The following is a 26522-nucleotide window of genomic DNA, read 5'->3' on the forward strand; positions in this document are numbered from 1 at the left end:
CGCTACTTACCTTGGGAGTTTGTGAACCCGAATCAGCGATTGAGTTTTACAGTCTATTCCCTCCCCTTTTTTCATATAAAAACGCTTACCGGTAAATAACATTTGGTAAAAACAGATTGCAAAGAAAAGGATTTAGTAAACCGTGGCGTTAAAAACAAGATTTAAACCTGGTGTAATCCAACACTGCGTATTAAAGGCATTTTATAGAGGCTATAAAATGGCTGGATTCCAGATTGTATAATTATATTAAGACTTTTATCAGCCTACGCTGACTATTGACTTCAACCACCATTTAAAAATCAGGTAAGGCCTATTGAAGGAAGGTAGTTCGCTTTACAAAACTCGGTTCACAGTAAAATGAGGAGGCTTGGCACCTAAAAAGTTAATTAATTCACAAAGCAATATACAATTAAATAGACCAGATAACGGGCGTAATGCAAACCTATCAATACATGGGGCTACAGCGACTGAAGCACGTTGTAATAGTGCAACAGGGAATGAATGTGCTTATCTATTTTATAAAGAGTGGAGTTGCTGAGGTAGCTACTTGTCTACGTAGATAAGAGAAAACTTTAATGCCGCTTTTGGGTAGTGCACTGTCTAGGGTTTGGTACAGGCCAATTAAAACAAAAAAGGCTCCTTAAAGGAGCCTTTTCTTATACGCTATTGCTTAGAACGAAGCGGCGAATCTTACATAGTAAGTACGGCCGAATACATCATAAGTTGCAGGGTATGTGTTAGCTTGTTGATCGTTGTCACCGATGACAGGTGGCTGCTTATCAAACACATTGTCCACACCAGCAGTTACACGATAATTTTCACCAAGGTAGTAAGTACCAGATGCATCAAAGTAGCTGTGTGCATCAATCTGCTCAACAGTGAAGTCAGTTGCATCATCATCATCGTTAACTTCGCCAACATAGCGCCACAACAACTGACCAGTGAAGTCATCAATGCTGTACTTAACCGTTACACGGTGCTTATATTCTGGCAAAGGTTCACCACAATTTACGCCAAAGTTACCCGCACACTCAATTAAATCAGCGCCTGGGAAAGCTTCATAGCTAGACTCGTCAGTGTAAGTACCTAAGTAATCAAGGCTTAAGTTACCCGGGCCTGCATCTACATTGTAGCTTGCAATAACATCTATACCCGACAGTTTCACAGATGCAGCATTTTGGAAGCCATCAGAAACAAAGTCGATGGTACCGTCTGCACGACGAGTAACCGCGTCACAGTATTGTGAACCTACACCACCGGCGCCTGTGTTGTAACACAGATTAAGGATGTTGTTAGTTCCAACAGTAGCAACCGCATCTTCAATTTCAATATCGAAGTAATCGATGCTGAAAGTAAAGTCTTCAAACGGAGTCACAACCATACCAACAGTTAATGTCTCAGCTTCTTCTTCTTTCAGATCCGGGTTACCACCTACTTGGGTGCGAACCTGACCTGAAGCCGGGTCAATCGCTGAGCTAAACAATACATCAGCCGGAACACCAGTTGCCTGACACAAAGCTTCTAACTCAGCACTTGGTGCATCAGGTGAACCTGATGCAGAACATGGATCCGCAGCACCTGGGAAGTTTTCACCTGCAGGTGAGAACAGCTCAGCAATATTCGGAGCACGAACCGCTGTGTTAAAACCAGCGCGGAATCGAAGGTCATCATTAATGGCCCATGACGCACTGATTTTATAACTTTCTACGGTGCCCGCTGTGCTGTAATCAGCAGAACGATAAGCCAGCTCCATATCTACAGATTCAGCAAAAGGCAATCCGTATAAAATTGGAAGATAAGCTTCTGCATACCATTCTGAAGTAGAGTATCCACCAGCAACCGGCGGTGCGCCGTTAAAGCCAGCAATGGTACCTGCGGCTAAATCTTGTGAAGGTAAGAATTCAAAATCTTCTTTACGGTGCTCGTAACCTACCGCGATACCAACCGGACCACCTGGTAGTTCAAACCATTCGCCTGAATCACCGGCGATGCTACCACCCCACATGATTTGGTCGAATACTGCTGAAGATGATACCGCTGTACGTAAGAAGGCTGCTGCATCTTCTGAAATGTTACCTTCACCGAAGATATTCAGAGGCGCACAACCAATAGTTGCACCATTTTCAGAGCCGTCTGCACAAGAAGGGTTACCGTTCTCGTCTAACAGTACGTTTCCGTCTTCGTCAGTTGCCAGCAACAGTGCCTGGTCAAAACGTCCACGGTTAACATTACCTAACTGAGCTTCAGTTTGTGTAACCTGACCTGTTTGATAAAAAACATCGTATGTCCAGGCAGTATCACCAATGCTACCACGCACACCCGTTACCATTTGGTAAGACTGGAAGTTACTTTGCGAACGACGAGGACCAACCTCTAGCATACGACGACGTAACAAGGCAGAACCCGTGTCGGCAATACCATCGCCATCAGTATCTACGTCACCGCCAATGGCATCAGAAATAGTTTGCTGAGCTTCTGGGGTAATGTAAGGGTTGCCGTCCAAAGTAAAAGTAGAGCTTTGGAAAATTGGCGTAGCAGCAAGCTGTTGTGGAACGTTGCTGTCAGTAAACATGGCACGTGCGTAAATTTCAGCATTATCGGTAACATCATATGAACCGATAGCAGTAATTTGATGACGTTCCTGAGGAAGCTGAATGTAGTTTACAGGAGCAAAGTTGTAAAAATCGTTAGTAGCGCCGCCTGCAACGAATGGACGAACACCGCCGTCCTGATTAAAGATGATACCGCTTGAATCTGGTGCGAAACCAGCAAAACCACCCGCAAAGATAGCTGTTGCCGGTACACCTGATGAACCGCCCGGCTCCAGACCGCCAGCACCATCGTCAAATTGTGCTACAGAGGCAAAATCACGGTCGCCCTGGAACAGGTCGCTACGATCGGTGTAGTTGATGTTAAATACTACGTTACCTTTACCATCTGCGAAGTTACCACCGATAGTGAAATCTGCATTCCAGATTTCTGCATCACCTTCTTCAGTGATTTCATAACCAGTGGCGATATCAACGCCTTCAAAGTCGTCTTTAAGAATAAAGTTAACAACACCCGCTACCGCGTCAGAACCGTATACTGCAGATGCACCACCGGTTAGAACCTCAACGTCCTTAATTAACGCAGTTGGGATAGAGTTAATATCTACGGTACCGCCTGCAGTAGTTGGAACCGCACGCAAACCGTTAATCAGAACCAATGTTCTGTTAGTACCTAAACCACGAAGGTCAACTGTCGCTGTACCGTTACCTGGGTTGTTAGACGTACGGTCTAATCCAGGAACAACTTGCGGAAGTGTATTTAGCAGTGACTCGGTGTTAACCGTAGCCGTTAATTCAAATTGCTCTTCGCCAACAGTAGCAACCGGTGCATTAGATACAAAATCTACTTTACGGATACGAGAACCCGTTACCGAGATTTTTTCTACCGCTTCTTCTGCAGTTACATCTTCTTGTGCAACAGCCATATTGGTGCTGAAAATAGCTGCTGAGGCTGCGCCAAAGGCACACGCCAGTTTTACTGACTTAGCCAATTTATTGTTTGTAAACATGTATAGTCTCCCTGGACCACTAAAACGTTATGTTCAGTGTTTGCAATATAAGCCGTTTAATCGACTTTTTATTCGTTAAGGCACTAAACCTTGAGGTGATAATAACCACATAGCTTAGATGCGGTCAACTACCATTGAGATAAGATAGAAGAAAAGTTCCATTTATTTTCGTATTAATTTTACGACTTTTGTTTAAAAATCGTTAACCCATAGAAAAATATAAGTTTTTTATTGTAAATAAAACGTTACTTTGGCGTATTATAAAGAAAGAAGGTACAAACAATAAAAAGAATAGAAATGCAGAAGTTGAGGGTAAAACACCCAACATTAGCTGGGTGTTTTATTTTACTTAGGTAAGTGAGTTAGCTTTATTCAAAGCGATAGATAACCCCTGCGTTAAAGCGACGTCCGACCAAGTCATACAGTGGGTTGAACGTGTAACCAGGCGGTACTTTGTTGAAAATGTTACGAATCCCAGCGTACACTTCAAGGTTTTCACCCATATAGTAATTCGCCGCCAAATCGTGAGTCCAGATAGACCCTATATAGCTAATATCCACATCTTCTTCAGTACCACCGTCTGGTGAAACATCAAACAAGGCACTGCGGTCAATAAACCGACTGGTGTAGTTAAACTTCCAGTTATCAAGACGGTAATCTACACTGGTTCTGAATTGCAGTTCAGGATCGCCAACTTCGCCGACTTCTACGTTAATTTCATCAGGTCTTTCCTGGAACGCAAATTCTTCCAGTTCATCAACATAGTTACCCTGAACGTTGAAGCGTAACTCACCAGGCAGGTCAAATTGTGCTAAATCGGTAGTATAACGAATTTGCATCTCTAAACCTGAAGTTTGTAACGCCGCAGCGTTTACAAAGCCTGAGCGTACCAGATCAACATCAAAGTTTTCGTTACGATCTACCTGCGAGCAGAACGCTGTATCCGGTCCACCTGTAGCATCTACACAGTTATCTACTATATCCTGGGCACTTACGCTGGTAATGGCATCGGTAATTTCAATATCGTACCAATCTAGTGTTATCGCCAGATTCTCGGCAAAGGTTGGCTGCCAAACAATACCGACGGTACGCGATTCACTTTCTTCTGGTGTCAGGTCAGGGTTACCACCAGATAGCGTATTAACACTTACGTTATCGTTTGCTTCAAACCCTTCAGGAATACCTAGAGCCAGACAGTTTGCACGGCGATCCGCATCTTCATCAATGTTGTCGGCATCACATGGATCAGATACACGGGCAAAGCCGGGTGATTGTGGACTAAATGCTTCATCAACATTTGGTGCACGAACCGCCTCACCTACCGTACCGCGTAAGCTAATTTGCTCAATCGGCGTCCATAAGAAGCCAACCTGCCAGGCATCAGCATTACCTGCGTGTGAATAGTCTGCTGAACGGAATGCCGCATCAATTGATAACTCTTCAGCTAAAAATACCCCTGATAAAATTGGCAAACGTGTTTCGACGAAAAACTCTTCAACATCGTAACCGCCAAACGAGTCAGGCGTAGCCGCACCCGTATAAAAACCGGCTTTGGTAAATTCGTCAGTGGTGGTGCGAACATCTTCTTTTCGATGTTCAAAACCTAGTGCAAATCCAATTGCGCCACCTGGCAATGAGAAGAACTCTGCAGTGTCAAACGATACGGTTGCACCGAACATTTCCTGAGTAAGCTGGTCTTCACGTGTTACATCACCTGAAATGTAATCATAGGCTTCAGCACTTGCATTTCCAAAACCAAACGGGTTAAACGGCACACAGTTACCACCATTAACCTCTGCTGGATCTTCATAGTCATCGCCCTGCGCCGAAGGCACCTGGCTTCGACATGCAGCTTCACCTGTTTCAGGGTCAATGACTGCGTCTAATGCAGCATTCAGGTTTGATGGAATAAGATCGTTTAACGTACGACGAACATTTGAAGTTTCGCCGTAGGTGTAATAAGCATCATAATCAAAGTCTGTATCAGAAAGCGTAAAGTAGCCTTTGAAGCCTGAAACAATGCGGTACAAGCGACGGTCATTCGCTGCTGAACGGTTACCGATATCATCAAAGAAACGCGCCATCGCTACATCACCGGTCTGGCCAGCATCAAACAGTTGCTGACGTGTTCCGTCATCTAAGAATGGGTTGTCTGTGGCGTTAATTGAAACATTACCAAACCGGAAAGATGGTTGGAACTGCTGCTCAATGTCTTTGTCGACATACTTCATGTCACCATAAAAGCGAATGTTGTCGGTGATATCGTAACGAAAGGTACTGGCTAAGGTTAAGGTATCCTGAGCCGGAATGTAGTTTTCGTATTGTTCGGTGAAAAATACAGTATCATAAGCCTGATCAAAGCTACCGAAGGCGAAACTGTTGGTCAGATCTCGTTCAACCTGCACAATACCTGTGCCATCTGGGGTAAAGGTAATTCTTGGGCCACCGGAAAACGGATTCAGAACACCGAACTGGTTGATAAATTCAGAACCTACATTAGGAACTCTGAATTTATCCGCAATGCCATCATCCTCACCGCCATCTTCAGGGTTATTAACCGTTCCGAAATTCTGAGCTTGTTGTAAGCTCGGCGTTAATACTTCTGTTATTGAGCTTTTTTCAGCAAAAAAGGTAACATTACCACGGCCATCCTGGCTGGTGGCACCGGCCAAAATGCTAAACGCTGTATTTTGAGTACCTACGTCTTCAAGGTCTGAAGAATGCGAGTAACGCGCCTCAAAACCTTCGTAGTTGTCTTTTAAAATAACGTTGATAACACCGGCTACCGCGTCAGAACCATAGATTGCCGAGGCACCACCAGTAATAACTTCGATACGGTCAATCATGGCAGTAGGGATGGTGCCGGTATCTACCGCATTTGAAAACGGAGAGCCTGCAACATGACGCTTACCATTTACCAAGGTTAGTGTACGGGTAGCACCCAATGCGCGTAAATCAGGAGAACTGATACCAGCATTGGCGTTGCTGTTATTGTTACCAATCAAAGTACTGGCCGCACCAATAGCTGGAAGCTCGGCAAGTAAGGTTCCTAAATCCGGTGCACCAAAACGCTGTATTTCAGCTGCATCAATAGTTACTACCGGAGCCGGTGTAGAAAGTTCGGGTCTGGCGATTCGCGACCCTGTTACCGCAATTTTTTCAACGGTAGCCTCGCTTTCTTTGGCCGTTTCCTGAGCAAAAACATTACCTGAAGAGAGTAGTGCTACAGTAGAGCCTAACGCACAGGCGATCTTAACTGACGAGGCCAGTTTAGAATTTTTAAACATGAAGTGTCTCCCTGAAAACAGAAAATGTGGGTTTCTGTTTTATCTATTATGATATTTATTATGTCCCGTGAAGGGTGAGATATTTTTTATTCTCACCCTATTATAAAAACCTAATCGGAAGCTTTTTTCAACAACTTTTGGTTACAAATTCACCCCGCACTGTAACACTTTGTTAACAACCTATATTTCACTTCATTACATAAGCAATAACTAATATCGGCGAGTTATACATTACCTTTTACTTATAAAATCCGAAGTAACGTTTCACCTGTTGGGGCAAAGGCGGCAACATATCTTTGGGTAACAGAAAACTGGCCGCATTAAAAAAATCTATAAAAATACGGTTTGAATCGGTGGTCTTTTTTAAATATTGATGGCCTGACGAGCCTCCTGTACCAATTTTAGTGCCCAACATACGTTGTACCATCATCGCGTGCCGGTAACGCCAGATGGTTAATTTTTCATCTATTTCAGTTAGTGCAGTAATAAGCTGAAAAGGCAGGTTAAATATAGGCGCTTCTGGGTATTGCTTTATAAACAACATTGCCATCATGGCATCGTGGTTTAATCTGAATGTGCCGTCGTCATTTAATTTTTGATACGCTTTTTTATCAAACAATGCATCAAAGCTTTCACGGGTAGAGTCCAGGTCTTTTAATTCCTGACGTTTTTCCTTTTCAGACAATGTTTCATTATTTTCGATAATTTGTTTGTCTGATTGTAAACAGGCGTCCGATGCTTTTTTAAAATGCTGCCAAAATGCAAACTCATCTTTTTCTAGCAATGGCATTCGGGCTAACCACTTTTCTACGAGTTCAAAAAGGCTTGGTTTGCTTTCTAACTCTTCAAGAATACGACGGTCTTCTTTTGCCAGACGGTTGTAGAAGCTTTGTTTGTCAAAATCAATTCGATACTCACGTTTCAGGCCCAGAGAAATTTCTAAACGCTTAAATTGGATCGACTGAAAGCCCGAGGCGGGAACCAGATAATCACGAAAGGAAAGAAACTGCTGGGGTGTCATTGTTTCCATAACGCTAATCTGATCATTTAAAAGCTGTTGTATCTGGATGATACGATGCAGACGGTGTACAACTTCAATAAGCGCATCATCAGGAATTTCTGCTTCATTAAAAACAGTAATTACGGCGTTTAACTCATGTAAAATCTGCTTAAACCACAGCTCATAGACCTGATGAACAATAACAAACAGCATTTCATCATGGGCAGTTTCGCCATAATTTGTGCTTTGCATCTTTTGTGCACCTAATATTTTATCCAGCTGAAGATAATCACCGTAATACACAGGCGTTTTGTTGCGTTTCATAACACCGATTTCTTGTTGTTTTTAGGTAAATTTAGTCTACCATTTATGACACAAAAATTAGACAATGATCCAACAAAATATTTACAGGGAAGCGTGTATGAAGTTGCATGATGATATCCATAATTATTATGAACACCTGGTCACCGAGCATATTCAAAAACTGGGATTAGATAAAAATAACTCAGCCGATTATCTGGCCGATGTTTGCTGTCTGGCATTAAACCAGGTACCGCCAAGATACATTCGTTATGAAGTAGATATGGCCTTTTACTTACCACAAAGCGAGCGTCGACAAATGGAGATGAACGTACAGTATGCCGTTGAAAAAGCAGTGGCTTTTTTGAAGAAAAACAGTAAGCGAGAAACAAAATAAAAGCAGATTGGGTGGCAGGCTTCCAGCCGCATCTCGGCACATGAGTCGTCTGCTGCGGCTGCTCCCTTCCAGGCCTGACCGAGTTCACAGAGTATCACTGCAAGAGGACCAAAAGCCCACCATTGATACGCTGGCCTGAAAGCGTCTGCTTCCTAACCAGCGGCGCGCATTATGACGTCTTGTTTAACAAGTTTCAACCTTTGATTGCAAAACGCTCTTCAGCAATCATATTTGCTACCCGATTGGTCGCTTTTTGCTCAGTATCGGCACGAGTGAAGATTTCATTCAGAGTATCGCCAATCTGTTCAATATGCTCCCGCATAGCGGTGTCTGAGGAGGTTTCCATACGCTGATGATAAATGTCTATCACCCCACCTGCGTTAATTACATAGTCTGGCGCATATAAAATGCCCTGACGCTGTAAAATGTCACCCAATTCTTCGCGTGCTAACTGATTGTTCGCCGCACCCGCAATTACCTGGGCTTTAATGGTGGGTAAGGTCACATCGTTAATGGATGCGCCCATTGCACAAGGGGCCACCACATCAACATCCAGCGCATAGATTTCTTCAGGGGCAACTGCATTAGCGCCTAACTCATTAACTGCACGCTCTACCCCTTCAGGATAAATATCGGTCACGTACAGTTCAGCACCGGCTTCTTTCAGGTGTTTTGCCAGACGGTAACCAACATGTCCCATCCCCTGAATAGCCACTTTTACTCCCTGAAGGTCGCGATCTAATTTGTATTTCACGGCGGCGCGTAGTCCAACAAATACACCATAAGCCGTAGAGGGCGCCGGGTTACCATCGGGTTTTTCTCCGGCAATATGATATTGCGCATTAACACCGGCAATAAATTCGGACTCTTCAGCCATAATCTGCAAATCAGTGACCGCAATACCTGAATCTTCAGCAGTAAAATATTTACCGCCTAATGAATCAACAAACTTACCCATTGCCGTCATCATTTCAGGGGTTTTTGCTTTACGCGGATCGCCAATAATAACTGACTTGCCACCGCCCAGCTTAAGATTTGCCATTGCCGCTTTGTAAGTCATACCTTTTGACAGACGCAAGACATCAGTAAGCGCTTCGGCGCTGTTGATATAAGGCCACATACGACAGCCGCCCAGAGCTGGGCCAAGATTGGTATTGTGAACAGCGATGATGGCGCTTAGACCCGCTTCTTCATCGTGATAAAATGCGACGTGTTCGTGCTTATCAAACTCTGGGTGATCGAAAACCGCCATAGACCCTCTAATATGTAGAATTTAGTTTACGCAATGATAGCGAAAATCACGGAGGATATGCGTTGCAAAGTTTGTTAATGGATTTAACACCATGAGATAATCTTACTATAAACCCCGATGCGCTAGGACGTTTATCCTATAAAGCTTTTTATTGTATAATGCACATCATCATTGGTTGGACAAGACAGTAATGAAATTAGATAAATTTGACCGTGAAATCTTGCGGGTTTTACAACAAGATGCGACCGTTTCAATGGCAGATTTAAGCCAACGGGTGGGCTTGTCGCATACACCGTGCTGGCGTCGTGTTAAACGAATGGAAGCCGACGGTATTATCATTGGTAAAGTTACCCTGTTAAACAGTAAAAAACTCAATCTGGGTGTCTCGGTTTTTATCTTTGTTACCTTGAAAAACCATGATGGCGACTCGCTAACCGACTTTGAGCAGGCCGTCCAGTCTGTGGATGAGATTGTTGAATGCCACACAACCAGTGGCGAAAAAGATTATTTGCTGAAAGTTGTGGTTGAAAGCATCGAAGAATACGAAACACTTTTAAAGTCTAAGCTAACGCATTTACCTTTAGTTGACCATTTAAGCTCTACGTTTGCCTTAAAGCAGGTAAAAAACACCACGGAACTGCCGATCAAACAGCAATAGTTTATGCCTTATTTGCCTGTCTGCAACCCTATAACAACTATGCCGGCGCATCACTTTGGTTTTCTGGTCGCGCCGCAATAAACGCGGGCAATTGCTCGCAGTTGTTTACAATTTTATTTATCTGAGGATACTGCGATAAATCAATTCCGAAGCGTTTTGCATTATAGGCCTGGGGTACTAAACAGGTATCTGCCAGCGATACGGTAAAATCAAAGCAATATTTTCCAGACTGATTAACCAACCGCTTTTCTAATGCATCAAACCCTGTCCGAATCCAGAGTGCAGCCCACTCGAGCTGTTTTGGCTTGGCAATACCAAACTCGGCTTCCAGTGCCTGCATTATTCGTAAATTGCCCAATGGCTGAATATCACAGGCGATATCCTGAGCTAATGCTCTTACCCGGGCTCTTTCTACGGGGTCTTCAGGCAGTAACATACAACCCTGCGGATACCTTTCATCAAGATACTCAATGATACTGAGCGACTGATTAAGTACGATGTCTTCATTTTCATCAATCAGGGTGGGGACTAATGCACTTGGGTTCAGACGCGTGTAGTTTACCTGGTGTTGTTCGCCTCCATCTTTGACCAAATGAACGGGCACATACTCGTATTCAAGCTGTTTGAGATTCAACGCAATTCGAACCCGGTAACTGGCTGTAGAACGCCAGTATCCATACAGTTTCAATGCCATAGTATGTGCCCTGTTTATTATTTTTTGAGGGGTTTAATTTGTTGTTCAATTGTGCCAAAAATGCTGTGACCTGAAGCATCCTGCATTTCCATTTTTATGGTGTCGCCAAACTGCATAAAAGGAGTAGCTGGCTTGCCATCACGAATGGTTTCAATCATGCGCACTTCGGCCAGACACGAATACCCCACTCCACCATCTTTAATAGCTGAACCGTGTTCGGTACCTTGTTTGTTAGACACAGTGCCCGAACCGATAATAGCTCCGGCTCCCAGGTTGCGGCTTTTGGCTGCATGGCTGATCAGCTGAGCAAAGTTGAAGGTCATGTCTTCACCCGCTTCAGGCTTTCCAAACAACTGACCATTGTAAGTAGAGCATAAGGGCAAATGAACTTTTGAATCGTTCCAGGCGTCGCCCAGTTCGTCAGGCGTAACGGCCACGGGTGAAAAACTGGAAGCCGGTTTAGACTGAAAAAAGCCGAAGCCTTTAGCCAGTTCACCCGGTATCAGCCCACGCAAAGAAACATCATTTACCAACATGATTAAGCGTATACGACTTTGGGCATCGTCCACCGAACATTGCATAGGCACATCATCGGTGATTACCGCCACTTCACCTTCAAAGTCCACACCCCACTCGTCACTGGGCAGCACCACATCGTCACGAGGACCTATAAAGTCATCGCTGCCGCCCTGATACATCAGCGGGTCGGTCCAAAAACTTTCGGGCATTTCGGCCCCACGAGCCTTGCGCACTAACTCTACGTGATTAACATAAGCGCTGCCATCGGCCCACTGATAGGCTCGCGGTAATGGCGACTCACACCGCTCCTGGTCAAAGTTTTCGTGTTCGGTTTGGCGTTTGTTAAGCGCGTCATAACGCTGTACCAACTGACCTTCCAGAGTGTGCCAGTTATCGAGCAGCTGTTGCATGGTTTCGGCTATATCAGAAACCTGACAGGTTACCGCTAAATCGCGCGAAACCAGCATAAGCTGTCCATCGCGTGTGTTGTTTTTATAGGTTGCTAATTTCATTGCTATCTTGCTCCCTTAGCTGACAAACTATTCTGCCCGCCAGCTGTATACATATTCTGGATTTTCCACCGCCAGCGCGGCGTCTGTAGCGTTCAGTGCATCGCGGGTATCAACCATAACGGCCACTTCATCAGTGAACGTTTTCTTATGCGCCCGACCCGCAGCAAAAGCTTTGGGATGCGGGCCATGGGTAAAGCCTGCAGGATGAAACGTCACCATGCCCTTTTCGATATTATCGCGGCTGAAAAAATCGCCGGCGTGATAAAACAGAACTTCGTCGTAATCGTCATTGTTGTGATAAAAGGGGACTTTTAACGCGCCCGGGTCAGACTCAATGGGTCTTGGTACAAAGGTACATACCACAAATCTGGCTGCTACAAAGGTGGTATGAGCCGAAGGCGGCAAATGATACCGGTGGCTCATTAAAGGCCGAATGTCACGCCAGTTAAGACGTACAACACTTAGGTCCCCATGCCATCCAATAGCATCAAGCGGATTATAAGGGTAGGTAATTAGCGAGCGCTGATGATGGCGTTTTACTTCTACCTGCCACTGGTTTTCGTCTTGCTGCGCTAAAAAGGTGTCATTAATTTGCGGAGTATCAAGTACCGCCGGATCAAAAATAGCGTGTCCGCCTACCATTCCTTTTTCCGGAAGCTGGTACGCATCATTGGTGGCCTCTATCATTAATACCTGCATACTACCAGCCGGCTCTAGCCGCCACATAGTAGACCGGGGGATGACAATATAATCACCCTCACGTAACGATAAATGTCCGTAATCACAATACAGCTCGCCCTCGCCTTCATGAATAAACAAAAGTTCATCGCCATCGGCGTTTCGGGCCAGTTTGGACATGGCCTTTTTGCAGTGCCATAACCGGTACTGACAATGCGCGTTGCTAAGTATTGAAGGTGCATCAAAGGGGCTGTCGCATACCGGCGTATGATCGGTACCCGACAGCTGGTTTAAATCAAATGCACGGGGCCTTAATGGCCCCTCCCACTCGCTCCACCCGGTAGGTGCATGCTTGTGATGCATATGCGTTGCAGGGCCAAAAAAACCATTTCGACCAAGCTCTCGCTCATAAATTCCTTTTTCAGGAAAGTCGGCGTGAGCCTGACGCGAATGGGTTCCCTGCGCAGTAGGAAACCGAATCCAGTTACGCATCTTGCTGCTCTTGAGTAATTACACCCCGACGAATCTGATCTTCTTCAATCGATTCAAATAAGGCTTTAAAGTTACCTTCACCAAAGCCTTCGTTCCCTTTACGCTGAATAATTTCAAAGAACACCGGACCAATAACGGTATCGGTAAATATTTGTAATAAGATGCCGTCTTTTGTGGGTGCGCCATCAATTAAAATCTTCAGTTCTTGCAGTTTTTCAAGGTCTTCCGTATGACCTTCTACTCGATCATTTACAGCTTCGTAGTAGGTGTCAGGCGTATTCATAAACTTCATGCCACGCTTTTTCAGATCCATTACAGTCTGATAAATATCATCAGAAGTCATAGCAATATGCTGAATACCTTCACCCTTGTATTCGCGGATAAACTCTTCAATCTGTGATTTGTCATCAGAAGATTCATTGATAGGAATACGAATTTTGCCGCACGGTGATGTCATCGCCTTACTTACCAGTCCGGTAAGTTTGCCTTCAATATCAAAGTAGCGAATTTCTCTGAAGTTACCTAAACGCTCATAAAAGTTCGCCCATACCGCCATATTGCCGCGACGTACATTATGAGTAAGGTGATCAACCACTGTCAGACCCGCTTGTGCTTTACTCATGCGCTCATCAGCATCATCGTAAAACCTGAAATCGACTTCATAAATGTTGCTGTCCTGATAACGGTCGACAAAGTACAGCGTACTTTCACCAATGCCATACACCGCCGGAATATTCAGCTCCATCGGACCAAGGTTGCCCGAAAATTGTTTCGCGCCATTGTCAAGCGCATGTGACATCGCTTTTGAAGCATCTTTAACCCGAAAGGCCATACCGCACACACTAGGGCCGCGCAAACGAGCAAATTCTGCTGCCTGCGAGGTCGGTTCTGCATTAACAATAAAATTAATATCGTTCTGTTTATACAACCAAACTTCTTTTGATTTGTGTTTGGCCACTTCGGCAAAGCCCAACAGCGAGAAAAGTTGTTTCAGCGCATCAATACCCGCTTTATCCGCAGCGGTGTATTCGACGAATTCGAAACCATCAGTGCCCAGAGGGTTATAAGAAATATCGGTTTGAGATTGTGCCTGAGACATAAAAGCGCCTTAATTATTTACAAAGTATTCACACACTAAACAATAAAATAACGGCGCTGAAAAGTTTTCACATAGAATAACTGGCAGGGGGAGAATGCTACTAAGTGTAACGAATAGCTTCCACTTTTAACGAGGGTCGATTTTAAATAGAGAGAACGCCTGCTCAGAGCCAGCAGGCGTAAACCAAAGCGGACTAAAGCGGAATTAAAACTTTACAGTCGCTTTATTGATTCCGTAATCACGAAGTTTATTAGCAATAGCGGTATGGCTTAGTCCCAGCTTTTTAGCTAACTGCCGGGTGCTGGGGTACGACGGGTACAGTCGCTTAAGCAAATCACGTTCAAACTTTTTCACTTCTTCATCAAGTGAGCCATTAAAGTTTTCATCAATGTAAGACATGCTTGGCGCGCAACTTGGTAGCTGTATGTCTTCTTTAGTTACCTCTTTGCCATCTAGTAACGACAGCGCTCGGAACAAAGCGTTTTGTAGTTGTCGAACATTGCCTGGCCATGGATATTGTTGCAAAAACTCCACGCAGGATTTGCTAAGCTTGGCCGGGCGGCGACCCAACTTAGAGCTATGCTGCACAATAAACGCTTCGGCCAGCGGCACAATATCCGCTTTTCGCTCTTTTAAAGACGGCATCACCAGACTTAAGACATTCAGCCGGTAATACAACTCTTTTCGAAAACGGCCTTCTTCAACTAATTGCCCCAAATCGCGGCAGGTAGTACAGATAAAACGTACATCAATACTCACCGGGCGGTCATCTCCGACCCGTCTGAACTCACCATTTTCCATTACCCGCAATAACTTCGCCTGAAGCTGGGCAGACATATCAGCAATTTCATCAAGCAGTAATGTTCCGCCAGCGGCCAGCTCTAATAGTCCGGCCTTACCTTCTGGCTGATTGAATGCCCCGGCCGCATAACCAAACAATTCGGTTTCGGCGACACTATCGGGTAACGAGGCGCAGTTTAATGCCAAAAATTCGCCTTCGTTTCGGCGGCTCGCCTGATGGCACGCTTTAGCTATCATTTCTTTGCCGGTCCCGGTTTCGCCAAAAATTAAAATAGGCGCATCAAGATCGGCTATTTTTCTGGCTTCACGAACGGTTTTGGCCATGGCAGGCGACTGTACGATAAAGTGGTCAAAGCTGTCACAATCGTTTTGATGGAAGGCGCTAAATTGCTGACCAAGTCGTATTTCTGATTTTAGCAGCACCACCGCACCTGCGATTATTGTACCGTCTTCGCCATCTGGAACATGAATAGGTAATACATCAGCCAGGTAATCCTGCTGTATAAACTGCACTTTAACTGACTGGGGACGAAGATCATCCGCTTCAATCCAGCGGTGAAAGTTGAAGCCTTTCACCCACTCTTCTAATTCGGTTTTTTTAATCTCGCTGAGGGATAATTCTAATCCGCTGGTAACTGCTTCGTTACACATTAAAATTTGCCCACGGGTATCGACAGAAAAAACAGGATCGGGAAGCGTTTGTAAGATGGCAGAAAGTTGATTTCTTTCCCGTTCTGCAGGCATAAACGGCGTTGTTTTAACGTCATCGATACCTTCGATTCGACGTATTTTGGGCATCAGATGCTGGAAGTCAGCAAATTCGATATTGGGAAAATTAAGAAAAATCTTGCCGCCCACATCAATTTCGATTCCACGTAAATCGATTTCGTGGGCGACCAGTATATCCAGAACGTCCTGAGTAATACCCAGTCTGTCCTGACAGATTATCTCTAAGCGCATAGCTCACTCTGCATGTAAAGTATATTTTACAGAGTATCACAAGGCTATAACATGTGAAGCCTTTTTTAAACTTAAACGGTTTAGTTCTGGCCGCTGACCTGCTTATTTTTAGGCGGGAACAACGGCTCAAACAATCCCATCTTTTTAGCCTTCTCTACCATAGCCATAATATCTTGTTCGGCCAGCGTAAATAAGTCATCAAAATCAGGCAGTATATAGTACAAAGGCTGCATTATATCGATACGATAAGGTGTTCTAAGTGCATCGATAGGGTCTAACGGTGCTCTGACCGGTTTGTCGCTTTCTAGCGAATAAACGGTTTCGCCTGGCGATGATAAAATCCCTCCGCCAAAAATACGCAAACCTTCTGAGGTATTTACCAGTCCGAACTCAACCGTAAACCAGTACAAGCGAGCCAGGTAAACACGATCTTCTTTACTGGCTTTTAAACCCAACTTTCCATAAGTATGGGTAAAATGAGCAAACGCCGGGTTTGTTAATAACGGACAATGGCCATACACCTCGTGAAAAATGTCGGGCTCTTGTAGATAATCAAACTCTTCACGGGTCCGAATAAATGTTGCCACTGGAAATTCTTTGTTTGCCAGCAACCGAAAGAACTCTGAAAAATTAATCAGCGCGGGGACTTCAGCTGTGCGCCAGCCTGTAGACTGTTGAAGACGTTTATTTAAATCAGGCAACTGAGGAATTTCTTTGGCGCTTAATCCAATGTAGTCCAACCCGTCATGATATTGCTGACAAGCACGCCCCTGAATCAAACCCGCCTGGCGCTCGTACAGCTCAGACCATATTTGATTTTCTTCTGCGCTCCACTGAATATACCCCTGGGTATCAGATTCTCTTGACTTGTAGCCAGTTGACTTTGCCATACCTATGAACCTTTTAACGTTGTTGCTTATTCTATACGACTCAGTTTATCGAAATCGGTTGCAGACAACAGCGCCAGGCTAAAGTCGACAACTCAATCCAATGTAACAAATGTTTTACATGACTTAATAATTGTTAAAAATAACAGCAGGTTGCCACACCACAAAAAACAAAAACCGCCTGAAAAGACGGTTTTGGGTGGCGCAGACTATACTACGTTTTACAGCCGATTGATTTCACGGTTCAGTAAAAATTCGCGCGATGTAACGTGTTTTTCCATATCCCGCAGACGCTTTTCATTGTTACCAAAGCGCTCGCTTATATGCGCTAATGCCTGCCCGGGTGGCTGTCCGGCTTGCCATACCTTAGTTTTAACCTCAACCGAGCTTTCTTTATTATGTTGATCAGTGCTATCGCTATTGCGCCAACCTTTGCCGGTTGCTTGTACCTGATCGTAAATAGGTTCGTTGTCCTGCCCGGCTGATTTTTTTTCAAGAATAAACCAACAGGCAATATAGCCCACAAAAATAAAAGAGCCTGCCAGTAAGAAAAACGCAGTAACCACAATGATACGCACTAGCCAGCGCTCTAAACCAAAATAGTTAGCAATTCCCGCACATACACCCGCAATCTGACTATGATCGGTGTCACGATAAAGTTGACGGTTCACTTTCATGCCCGGTTCCTCCATTGTGGCGCTTCGCTGTCCAAAATCGCTTCCAGGGTTTTAATGCGATCAGCCATTGTATCGGCTTTTCTGGCTAAATCTTCCAGCGCGGCATGCTCTTCCTGGCTAAGCCCTTGGCCAATGCGTTTTTTACTGCGGTAATGTAATATAAGCCAAATAGGTGCAACCAAAATCATGAACAAGACGATAGGCGTAATCAACAGTCCTAAAATTGCTTCATCCATCTTATTTTCCTCCGTATCAGGTGATATGCTCACCAGATAAAACTGACCTGTCGCTGTGAGCAAAGCGACAGGCACCAGTTAGCAGCTTACTGAGCTGTCTTATTTTGATTGATTTTCGCTTTTAATGCGGCTAATTCTTCATCAATCTTATCATCAGATTCTAAATCAGCAAACTCATCATTGAGTGTCTTTTTACCCAGATCATACGCGTCAACCTGCGACTCCAGGTCATCAATTTTACGCTCGTATTGTTCAAAGCGGCCCATCGCTGAATCGACTTTGCTGCTGTCGAGCGTACGCTTAACATCAAGCCTTGAACTCGCCGTTTTCTGACGCATTATGATGGTTTTTTGCCGTGCTTTAGCATCTGCCAGTTTTTCCTGTAACTGGCCTATCTCTTCCTGCAACTTGCTAATTTGCTCATCAACAATACTTAACTCTCGGTTCAACGCATCAGCCGCTTCGGCCGACTTTTTGCGTTCCTGAAGGGCTGCCCGGGCTAAGTCTTCACGATCTTTACTTAACGCCAGCTCTGCTTTAGCAGACCAATCATTAGCATCAGATTCGTACTTTGAAATTTGCGCTGCAATTTCCTTTTTACTGGCTAATGTTTTTGCTGAGGCTGAGCGTACCTCAACCAGCGTGTCTTCCATTTCCTGAATAATCAGGCGAACCATTTTCTCTGGATCTTCAGCTTTATCCAGTAATGCATTGATATTTGAGTTCACTATATCGGTGAAACGCGAGAAGATACCCATAAAAATTCCTCAGACTCGTTTTAAAAACGGTGCACAAAGCACCTACTGGTATAACACTATTCAATTTGCTTGCCAGCTAAGCCATAATTTTAACCTATTGAAACTAAACATTTTTTATTGACTAATAAAACATCGTTTCTAGGGTGGTTTTCATCTACACTATTAATTGGTCGAATTGGCTAACATTAAGGACACAGATGAGTAGATTTCGCCAATCTGACAATTTATTAGGTCAGGCCAATAGCTTTTTAGAGGTGTTAGAGCAAATTTCTCGGCTTGCGCCACTGAACAAACCCGTTTTAATTATTGGGGAACGCGGCACAGGAAAAGAGCTAGTGGCAGCGCGACTGCATTTTTTATCACAGCGCTGGGATCAAAACTATGTAAAGCTAAACTGCGCTGCGTTAAACGAAAACCTGCTTGAAAGTGAGCTTTTTGGTTACGAGGCGGGGGCCTTCACCGGGGCGGCTAAACGCCGGGAAGGGCGCTTTGAAGTTGCCAGCAGCGGAACCATGTTTCTGGATGAATTAGCCAATACTTCAGGCCTTATTCAGGAAAAATTGTTAAGGGTTATTGAATACGGCGAATTTGAACGTGTGGGTGGCAGTAAAACCATTAAAACCGATGTTCGTTTAGTGGCCGCCACTAATGAGGATTTACCGGCCCTGGCCGCCGCAGGTGAATTCAGAGCCGATTTGCTCGACCGTCTGGCCTTTGATGTTATTACTATCCCCCCGTTACGCGAACGCCGTGACGATATCCTTATGTTAGCCGAGCATTTCGCCATTAATATGGCGCGCGAAATGGAAATGGAATTATTTAGCGGCTTTACCGAAAGAGCCCGCCGCAGCTTACTTGAGTATCATTGGCCAGGTAATATTCGAGAACTGAAAAATGTTGTAGAACGTGCGGTATACCGTTGTAACAATTCACATGTGCCCGTGCACGAGATTGTCCTTGACCCGTTTGATTCACCTTTTCGCCCCACCGGACGTATTAAAACGCAGGACCGGTGTACACCTGCCCCCAGCGTAAATAGTGAACCCCGGCAACCGGTAGAGGACAAACCGGTGACAGAACCCATAGCAACCGGCGTGTTGGGTAATCATTACCCTATTGATTTAAAAGAGCGTTCACAGCAATATGAAATTGATATGCTTAAACATGCGTTGGCCGACAGTCAGTACAATCAAAAAAAGACTGCCGAAAAATTATCTCTGACCTATCATCAGCTACGAGGTTATCTAAAGAAATACAATTTGTTAGACTCAGCACCTGAAACGGTTGATACCCAGTGAAACTTATAATGAATAGCCTTCAATTTATACTTATCTGCTTTATTTCGTTAGTGGCGATAAGCGCGTGCAGTCAGCCGCCAAAAGAGGGCTTTTATCAATCCGGAATTATGTATTGTTCAGAAAGCAACCCAGCAAACTTTAATCCTCAGCTCGATACATCCTCAACCACATCCGATGCCTCCTCACATCAAATTTACGATCGCCTGCTCGACTTTGATGCAGATTCAGGACGTATTATTCCCAGCCTTGCCAGCAGCTGGAAAGTCTCTGACGATGGTCTTACCTACACATTCCAGCTACGCCGAAATGTGCCGTTTCATACTACCGATTATTTTACCCCATCGCGGCCGATGAACGCAGATGATGTTATTTTTAGCCTGAACCGCTGGCGCTTACCGCAACATCCGTTTCATCAGGTTTCAGGTGGGCGTTACCCTTACTTCGAAAGCCTTGGCCTTGCCGATAATATTCGCCAAATTGAGCGTATTAATGGCTACCGGGTCAAAATTACTCTGTCTCAGCGCGACAGTTCATTTTTAGCTAATCTGGCCACCGATTTTTCAGTTATTTTGTCTTTTGAGTACGCCGAAGCCCTTCTGCGCGAAGCTGCGCCCGAGCGTTTGGACCACTACCCTATTGGTACTGGACCCTATAAATTCGAAAGCTATAGAAAGGATCATCATATACGGTATGTTACCCATACCGAACACTGGAAAGCGCTTTCTCAGGCACCGCGACTAATTTACGATATAACCCCCAAAAGCTCATTACGTTTAGCCAAGTTGATTACCGGAGAATGTGACGCTATTGCGTTTCCGGCGCAAACAGAGTTAGATATCATACGCGACCGGGAAGAGCTTGAATTAGCTAAAAAGCCGGGATTGAATATCGGTTTTTGGGCCTTCAACACTCGAAGACCCCCTTTTGACAATCCGGATGTTCGCCGCGCGCTGGCCTACGCTATTGATAAAAACACCCTACTAGAAGCCGTTTATTTTGATAGTGCTACCCGCGCTCGTAGCCTTTTGCCTGCTGCAAGCTGGGCATATCAGGCCGACGCTGAAGATACGGCGTATAATCCTGCGGTGGCCAGGCAGTTGTTGAAAAAGGCGGGAATAGAGCCGGGGTTTACCATGACAATATGGGCCATGCCCATTGAACGTGCCTACAACCCCAATGCCGCTAAAATGGCTGAACTAATGCAACGGTATTTGGCTGATGTGGGCATAGTCGTTAATATTGTCACCTATGACTGGACTACTTTTCGCAAACATTTACGCGAAGGGTTGCACGACTCTGTTTTAATTGGCTGGTCTGCCGATAACGGTGACCCTGATAATTTTTATCGACCGTTGTTAAGTTGCGGGGCTATCCCTTCTGGAACCAACCGGGCGATGTGGTGCAACGAAAAATATGATGCGCTGATAAACGAAGCGTTACAAACTGAAGATCTGGCCAAGCGTAAAGCCATTTATCAACGGGTCAATAATTTGTTGTTTGACGAATTACCACTTGTTCCAATTGCCCATGCCTTTCGGTATCGGGCTTATCGAAAAGAACTCAAAGGCATGCAAATTAATCCCTACGGCGGGATACGCTTTGGCGGGGTAACCAAAAAGCTGTGATTCGTATATTATTGCGTTATATCATTTTGTTTGTACTAACCCTGCTGGTGTTAGCGGGCCTGTCGTTTTCGCTGGCTTATTTATTTCCGGGAGATGTTTTAGCTAATCTTACCGGTATTACCGCACAAAATGAGATGCAGCGCGCTGCCCTGGCTCAGCAGTTTCATTTAGACTCAGGCTATATTGTTCAGTTTTATCATTATTTGAAAAACCTGTTAACCGGAAACTGGGGTTACAGCTTTATCTCAGGCATGCCGCTTAGCGAGGAGGTCAGGCTGGCATTACCAGCAACAATTGAGCTGGCCACCTACGCGATGCTGTTAGCCATTGTGATTGGTATTCCGGTAGGGTGCTATGCAGGTTTGCGCAGCTATACCGCGGCCGATTACACGATAAATTCAGCCAGTATGATAGGCTATTCTTTTCCGGTTTTCTGGCTGGCTCTACTGTTTATTTTGATGTTCAGTCTGGAATGGAACATCGCGCCCTTGTCTGGCCGTATAAGTTTACTGTTCGAGGTGCCCCCTAAAACTGGCTTTATTCTTATTGATATTTTGTTTGCTGATAATATTAATCGTTTATTAGCGTTTCGGGATGCTCTGCACCACTTGATGCTTCCCACTTTGGCAATCAGTGTGATCTCTATCGCTTCAATGGTACGCATTACCCGACGTTCGGTTATTGAGGTTAAAAACAAGCCTTTTGTGGCCGCGGCCCGCACGCGCGGATTATCACAAGGGCAAATCTTTTACCGACACATTTTACGCAATGCGTTATTGCCAATACTCCCGCTTATGGCAATCCAGATAACCACTCTGATCACTAACGCCATGATTGTTGAAACGTTATTTTCGTGGCCGGGCATCGGGAACTGGTTAATTCAGGCTATTTATCAACGCGATTATCCGGCGCTGCGAATAGGAATGTTAGCGGTAGCCTTTATGGTGGTTACTCTTACTATTCTTATCGATTTATTTAATCGGGTTATTGACCCAAGCAGGGAAAAATACGAACGTGTCGCAGTTTAGCCTTTACGAAGAAGAAAGCCACCCTACTCCCCTACAGCGTACCTGGCGGGAGTTTCGGGCCAGCCACATCGCCTTTGTCGGATTGGTCGTGCTTGCCGTCTTTTTCTTTTTTGCATTATTTGCGCCGCTGGTCGTTCCTTATGATCCTATTCAGCAAAATTTGAATTCGCTGTTGATTCCGCCTAGCTGGGAACGTAACGGGACCATCGACCACCTGTTTGGTACCGATGCTTTGGGCCGCGATGTATTTAGCCGGATAATCTATGGCTGCCGAGTAACCTTTGGCTCAAGCCTGCTATTGGTTATCATTGCCATGGGATTAGGCGTCACCATTGGTACCGTGGCTGGCATGTTAAGTGGCGTGCGCTCAAGCGTAGTGAACCATTTGCTTGATGCGTTGATGGCCATTCCTACCTTGCTTATTGCCATTATTATCGTGGCGGTTGTGGGTACCGGTTTAGTAAACAGTATGTGGGCTATTACATTAGCGCTAACCCCACAATTTATTCATTACACCCGGACATTTGTACGCAGTGAAATGAAAAAAGAATATGTTCTGGCGTCACGGCTTGATGGTGCTAACGCGTGGCAGCTGTTTACCCATTCTATTTTGCCTAATATGATTGAAATGCTGGTGGTACAGGGCACGTTGGCGTTGTCTATTGCTATTATCGATGTTTCCGCGTTAGGCTTTTTGAATTTAGGAGCTCAACCGCCATTGCCAGAATTGGGCGCAATATTAGCCGACGGCCTGGATGTAGCGTATTTAGCCCCATGGAACGTAGCACTGCCTGGCTTGTCTATCTTTTTAATGGTGCTGGCAATAAATATTGTTGGTGATGGTTTACGTTCAGCACTGCGCAAGAGGGTCAGTCGCTAATGCCAATGTTAGATATAAAAAACCTGACCCTTGAGATAGACAACGGCACCAGCCGGGTAAAAGCATTAGACCGGGTCAATCTGACCATTAAAAGTGGCGAAATTCGCGCGTTAGTCGGCGAGTCAGGTTCGGGCAAAAGTTTAATCGTAGCCGCAATATCCGGCGCGCTGCCGGATCAATTCTACTTAACGGCTGATCGCATGGACTGGAATGGCGAGAGCCTGTTAAGTATGTCCTCAGAACAGCGCCGTGAAATAATGCGCCGGGACATTGCGGTGGTGTTCCAAAATCCAATCAGTGCGCTGGATCCTTCGGCCACTCTTGGCGAGCAGTTAGAAGAAAGTATCCCTGCCGAACTGGTAGAAGGAAAATGGTTTTGGCAGCGCCGCAAATCGCGCCGTAAAGCAGCTATCTCTACAGTTCATAAAGTGGGTATTAAACATCACCGTAACTATTTAAACGCCTACCCGCACCAAATTCCGACCGATATTGGTCAAAAATTTATGATTGCTATGGCGCTTATTTCTCAGCCAAAACTACTGATAGTAGATGACCCAACCCGGGGAATGGAAACCACCACCAAAACACAAGTGCTAAAGCTGTTAACCCGGCTAAACCAAACACGGTCATTATCGATATTATTTATTAGCCACGACTTGCTGGCAATATCCAGTATGGCGCACACGATGACCGTGTTGTATTGCGGACAAAGTGTAGAGTCAGGCAGAATGAAAATGCTGCGTAAACGGCCTTTACATCCTTACACTAAAGCCCTGCTTGATAGCGCTCCCAGCTTTCGGCACGATTTACCACCAAAAAGTATATTACCTAATATGGATGGCACGATTCCATCGCTTAAACATGTGCCTATAGGTTGCCGACTGGGGCCAAGATGTCCCAGAGCGCAAAAAGATTGTGTTATTACCCCTGCCGTAAGACGTATACATGACCACACTTACAGCTGTCACTTTCCGCTACATATGGAAAAACTATGAAAGAGTTGATGCAGGTTAAGGGGTTGATGTTTCGCCATAGTGATAAGAAACGTTGGATGAAAAAGCCTGAAGTGTTTAGCCTGGGCCCTATCGATTTGACGGTAAACCGCGGCGAAACCATTGCTATTATTGGCGAAAACCGTGCCGGCAAGTCGTTATTGGCAAAAATGCTGGTGGGCGCTATAGCCGCTGATGAAGGTGAGATTTATTTAAGTAACTCACGCTTTGATGCGGCTAAACGCAAAGCGATAAAAAGTTATAATAGCAGTAATGATATTCGCATGATTTTTCAGCATAGCAGCGAAGCGATGAATCCGGGCATTACCGTAGGCATGATTTTAGACGAACCCCTGCGGCTCAATACACGACTTTCAGACAAAGAGCGCCGCGCGCGTATAGAAGAAACATTATACAAAGTGGGTTTGTTACGTGACCATATCTATTTTTATCGCCACATGCTTTCTGACGGTCAACAGCAACGGGTTGCGCTAGCGCGTGCCCTGGTATTGCAGCCTAAAATTCTGGTGGCCGATGAACCTTTTGCCGCACTCGATCCCTCTATTCGCTCACAAACTGTTAATCAGCTGCTGAGGTTGCAAAGTGAGCTTGGGTTGTCGTTTATTTTTATCTCCCACAACCTGGGCATTGTCCGTCATATTGCCGACAAAGTTATCGTCATGCAAAAAGGCCAGATTGTAGAGTCGGGTAAAACTGAAACAATATTTCGCTGGCCAGAGCACGCCATGACCAAAAAGCTGATCATGGCGTATCAGTCGCTGGTGCCCCAGCAAAAGCTTAATTAGCCAACCAGCGCCAGTAAAACCCCCGCCGCCACCGCCGAGCCTAGAACTCCGGCTACGTTGGGGCCCATAGCGTGCATCAGCAAAAAATTATGCGGATTAGCTTCAAGACCCACCTTATTGACTACCCGGGCAGCCATAGGTACCGCCGACACACCGGCGGCGCCGATAAGCGGGTTAATAGGCGAGTCGGAAAAGCGCGCCAGTAATTTAGCCATTAACACTCCAGTGGCAGTACCAATGGCAAAGGCTATGGCACCCAAGCCTAAAATACCTAATGTTTCTACGGTAAGAAATTTATCTGCCGACAACTTTGAGCCTACCGCCAGCCCCAAAAATATCGTTACGATATTAATAAGCTCGTTCTGGGCAGTATGGCTTAGCCGGTCAACCACGCCACATTCTTTCATCAGGTTACCAAAACAAAACATACCTACCAGCGGCGTGGCCGAAGGTAAGAACAAAATTGTCAACATCAGTACAGCCAGTGGAAAAATGATTTTTTCGCGCTGAGAGACATGCCGCAATTGTTCCATTTTAATTTCGCGTTGCGCCTTGGTGGTTAACGCTTTCATAATGGGTGGCTGAATAATAGGAACCAACGCCATGTAAGAGTAGGCAGCGACAGCAATGGCACCTAAAAGATCGGGGGCCAGCCGCGATGCCAAAAAGATTGCGGTAGGACCGTCGGCCCCTCCGATAATGGCAATGGCGCTGGCATCCTTGAGAGTAAACTCAAAACCGGGCACAAAGTTTAACGCTATGGCTCCGAATAAAGTGGCAAAAATTCCAAATTGCGCGGCCGCGCCTAACAATAACATGCGCGGATTGGCAATTAATGCACCAAAATCGGTCATCGCGCCAACGCCCATGAAAATAAGCAGAGGAAACACCCCGGTTTCGATACCCACCGCGTAAATGTAGTGCAGTAAGCCTTGAGCTTCAGAAAATCCCGCTAAGGGGATATTGGTTAAAATGGCTCCAAACCCGATAGGAATCAGCAGTAAAGGCTCGAATTTTTTAACGATAGCCAAATACAGCAATAACAAACCTACCGCCATCATAATGACCTGCTGGTAGTGAAAATGAGCCAGCGCGGTGCTGTCCCAAAGTATGGCAAGTTGTTCCAT

22 protein-coding genes and 1 other RNA gene are annotated in these 26522 nt (G+C 45.2%); 8 read left to right on the forward strand and 15 right to left on the reverse strand.

Annotated elements, in window-relative coordinates; translation table 11 throughout:
• Window positions 1–670: 670 nt before the first annotated feature.
• From JK130_RS05205 to JK130_RS05215, 3 genes are all read right to left on the reverse strand, one after another.
• Entirely contained in the window at window positions 671–3559 is a 2889-nt protein-coding gene (locus JK130_RS05205; protein ID WP_218353156.1) for a TonB-dependent receptor domain-containing protein, read from the reverse strand.
• Between the two features lie 368 nt (window positions 3560–3927).
• Window positions 3928–6846: a TonB-dependent receptor plug domain-containing protein gene (locus tag JK130_RS05210; protein WP_218353157.1), complete on the reverse strand. Its 2919-nt coding sequence runs from the start codon at window positions 6844–6846 to the stop codon at window positions 3928–3930.
• A 238-nt stretch (window positions 6847–7084) separates the two neighbouring features.
• On the reverse strand, window positions 7085–8170 hold the full coding sequence (locus JK130_RS05215; RefSeq protein WP_218353158.1) for a tryptophan 2,3-dioxygenase family protein: 1086 nt from the start codon (window positions 8168–8170) through the stop codon (window positions 7085–7087).
• A 97-nt stretch (window positions 8171–8267) separates the two neighbouring features.
• Between JK130_RS05215 and JK130_RS05220 the strand changes: the two genes are divergently transcribed.
• Window positions 8268–8543, forward strand: a complete 276-nt coding sequence (locus tag JK130_RS05220; RefSeq protein WP_218353159.1) for a late competence development ComFB family protein — start codon at window positions 8268–8270, stop codon at window positions 8541–8543.
• A 17-nt stretch (window positions 8544–8560) separates the two neighbouring features.
• Here the strand turns inward: JK130_RS05220 and ffs are convergent.
• An RNA gene (gene ffs / locus JK130_RS05225) (signal recognition particle sRNA small type) lies at window positions 8561–8657 on the reverse strand.
• 79 nt (window positions 8658–8736) lie between these two features.
• Complete coding sequence (locus JK130_RS05230) at window positions 8737–9795, reverse strand: Glu/Leu/Phe/Val dehydrogenase dimerization domain-containing protein (RefSeq protein ID WP_218353160.1); 1059 nt, start codon at window positions 9793–9795, stop codon at window positions 8737–8739.
• Window positions 9796–9985: 190 nt separating this feature from the next.
• Between JK130_RS05230 and JK130_RS05235 the strand changes: the two genes are divergently transcribed.
• Window positions 9986–10453, forward strand: coding sequence for an Lrp/AsnC family transcriptional regulator (locus JK130_RS05235; protein ID WP_218353161.1), 468 nt, complete (start codon window positions 9986–9988; stop codon window positions 10451–10453).
• Between the two features lie 37 nt (window positions 10454–10490).
• Here the strand turns inward: JK130_RS05235 and maiA are convergent, their stop codons facing one another.
• From maiA to pspA, 9 genes are all read right to left on the reverse strand, one after another.
• Window positions 10491–11147 (reverse strand): maleylacetoacetate isomerase, encoded by a 657-nt coding sequence (maiA, locus tag JK130_RS05240; RefSeq protein WP_218353162.1) that lies wholly within the window; start codon window positions 11145–11147, stop codon window positions 10491–10493.
• A 17-nt stretch (window positions 11148–11164) separates the two neighbouring features.
• Window positions 11165–12178, reverse strand: coding sequence for a fumarylacetoacetate hydrolase family protein (locus JK130_RS05245; RefSeq protein WP_218353164.1), 1014 nt, complete (start codon window positions 12176–12178; stop codon window positions 11165–11167).
• 27 nt (window positions 12179–12205) lie between these two features.
• A complete protein-coding gene (locus JK130_RS05250) occupies window positions 12206–13348 on the reverse strand; it encodes a homogentisate 1,2-dioxygenase (RefSeq protein WP_218353166.1) in 1143 nt (380 codons plus the stop codon).
• Window positions 13341–14447 (reverse strand): 4-hydroxyphenylpyruvate dioxygenase, encoded by a 1107-nt coding sequence (hppD, locus tag JK130_RS05255; protein WP_218353167.1) that lies wholly within the window; start codon window positions 14445–14447, stop codon window positions 13341–13343. The genes JK130_RS05250 and hppD overlap by 8 nt, the downstream gene beginning before the upstream one ends.
• A 204-nt stretch (window positions 14448–14651) precedes the next feature.
• A complete protein-coding gene (gene tyrR, locus JK130_RS05260) occupies window positions 14652–16208 on the reverse strand; it encodes a transcriptional regulator TyrR (RefSeq protein ID WP_218353169.1) in 1557 nt (518 codons plus the stop codon).
• 80 nt (window positions 16209–16288) lie between these two features.
• Window positions 16289–17098 (reverse strand): phenylalanine 4-monooxygenase, encoded by an 810-nt coding sequence (phhA, locus tag JK130_RS05265; RefSeq protein ID WP_218353170.1) that lies wholly within the window; start codon window positions 17096–17098, stop codon window positions 16289–16291.
• A 218-nt stretch (window positions 17099–17316) separates the two neighbouring features.
• Window positions 17317–17772 carry an envelope stress response membrane protein PspC gene (gene pspC, locus JK130_RS05270; protein WP_218353171.1) on the reverse strand — a complete coding sequence of 152 codons (456 nt, stop codon included), beginning with the start codon at window positions 17770–17772 and terminating at the stop codon, window positions 17317–17319.
• Window positions 17769–18008: an envelope stress response membrane protein PspB gene (gene pspB / locus JK130_RS05275; RefSeq protein WP_218353172.1), complete on the reverse strand. Its 240-nt coding sequence runs from the start codon at window positions 18006–18008 to the stop codon at window positions 17769–17771. The genes pspC and pspB overlap by 4 nt, the downstream gene beginning before the upstream one ends.
• Window positions 18009–18094: 86 nt before the next feature.
• Window positions 18095–18766 carry a phage shock protein PspA gene (gene pspA / locus JK130_RS05280; RefSeq protein WP_218353173.1) on the reverse strand — a complete coding sequence of 224 codons (672 nt, stop codon included), beginning with the start codon at window positions 18764–18766 and terminating at the stop codon, window positions 18095–18097.
• A gap of 197 nt (window positions 18767–18963) precedes the next feature.
• On the opposite strand from pspA, the gene pspF reads away from it, so the two are divergent.
• The 6 genes from pspF to JK130_RS05310 are packed head-to-tail and all read left to right on the forward strand — an operon-like array spanning window position 18964 to window position 25395.
• Window positions 18964–20064, forward strand: coding sequence for a phage shock protein operon transcriptional activator (gene pspF, locus JK130_RS05285; protein ID WP_218353174.1), 1101 nt, complete (start codon window positions 18964–18966; stop codon window positions 20062–20064).
• A gap of 8 nt (window positions 20065–20072) precedes the next feature.
• Window positions 20073–21689: an ABC transporter substrate-binding protein SapA gene (gene sapA, locus JK130_RS05290; RefSeq protein WP_218353175.1), complete on the forward strand. Its 1617-nt coding sequence runs from the start codon at window positions 20073–20075 to the stop codon at window positions 21687–21689.
• Window positions 21686–22717, forward strand: coding sequence for an ABC transporter permease subunit (locus tag JK130_RS05295; RefSeq protein ID WP_343210981.1), 1032 nt, complete (start codon window positions 21686–21688; stop codon window positions 22715–22717). The genes sapA and JK130_RS05295 overlap by 4 nt, the downstream gene beginning before the upstream one ends.
• Complete coding sequence (locus JK130_RS05300; RefSeq protein ID WP_218353176.1) at window positions 22704–23597, forward strand: ABC transporter permease subunit; 894 nt, start codon at window positions 22704–22706, stop codon at window positions 23595–23597. Before JK130_RS05295 ends, JK130_RS05300 begins: the two co-directional genes overlap by 14 nt.
• Window positions 23597–24592, forward strand: a complete 996-nt coding sequence (locus tag JK130_RS05305; protein WP_218353177.1) for an oligopeptide/dipeptide ABC transporter ATP-binding protein — start codon at window positions 23597–23599, stop codon at window positions 24590–24592. Before JK130_RS05300 ends, JK130_RS05305 begins: the two co-directional genes overlap by 1 nt.
• A complete protein-coding gene (locus tag JK130_RS05310) occupies window positions 24589–25395 on the forward strand; it encodes an ATP-binding cassette domain-containing protein (protein WP_218353178.1) in 807 nt (268 codons plus the stop codon). Before JK130_RS05305 ends, JK130_RS05310 begins: the two co-directional genes overlap by 4 nt.
• Here JK130_RS05310 and JK130_RS05315 read toward each other — a convergent pair.
• On the reverse strand, window positions 25392–26522 hold the full coding sequence (locus JK130_RS05315) for a sodium ion-translocating decarboxylase subunit beta (RefSeq protein ID WP_218353179.1): 1131 nt from the start codon (window positions 26520–26522) through the stop codon (window positions 25392–25394). The genes JK130_RS05310 and JK130_RS05315 overlap by 4 nt on opposite strands.

Origin of the sequence: Alteromonas lipotrueiana (genome assembly GCF_019249245.1) — a bacterium.
GTDB classification, from domain to species: domain Bacteria; phylum Pseudomonadota; class Gammaproteobacteria; order Enterobacterales; family Alteromonadaceae; genus Alteromonas; species Alteromonas lipotrueiana.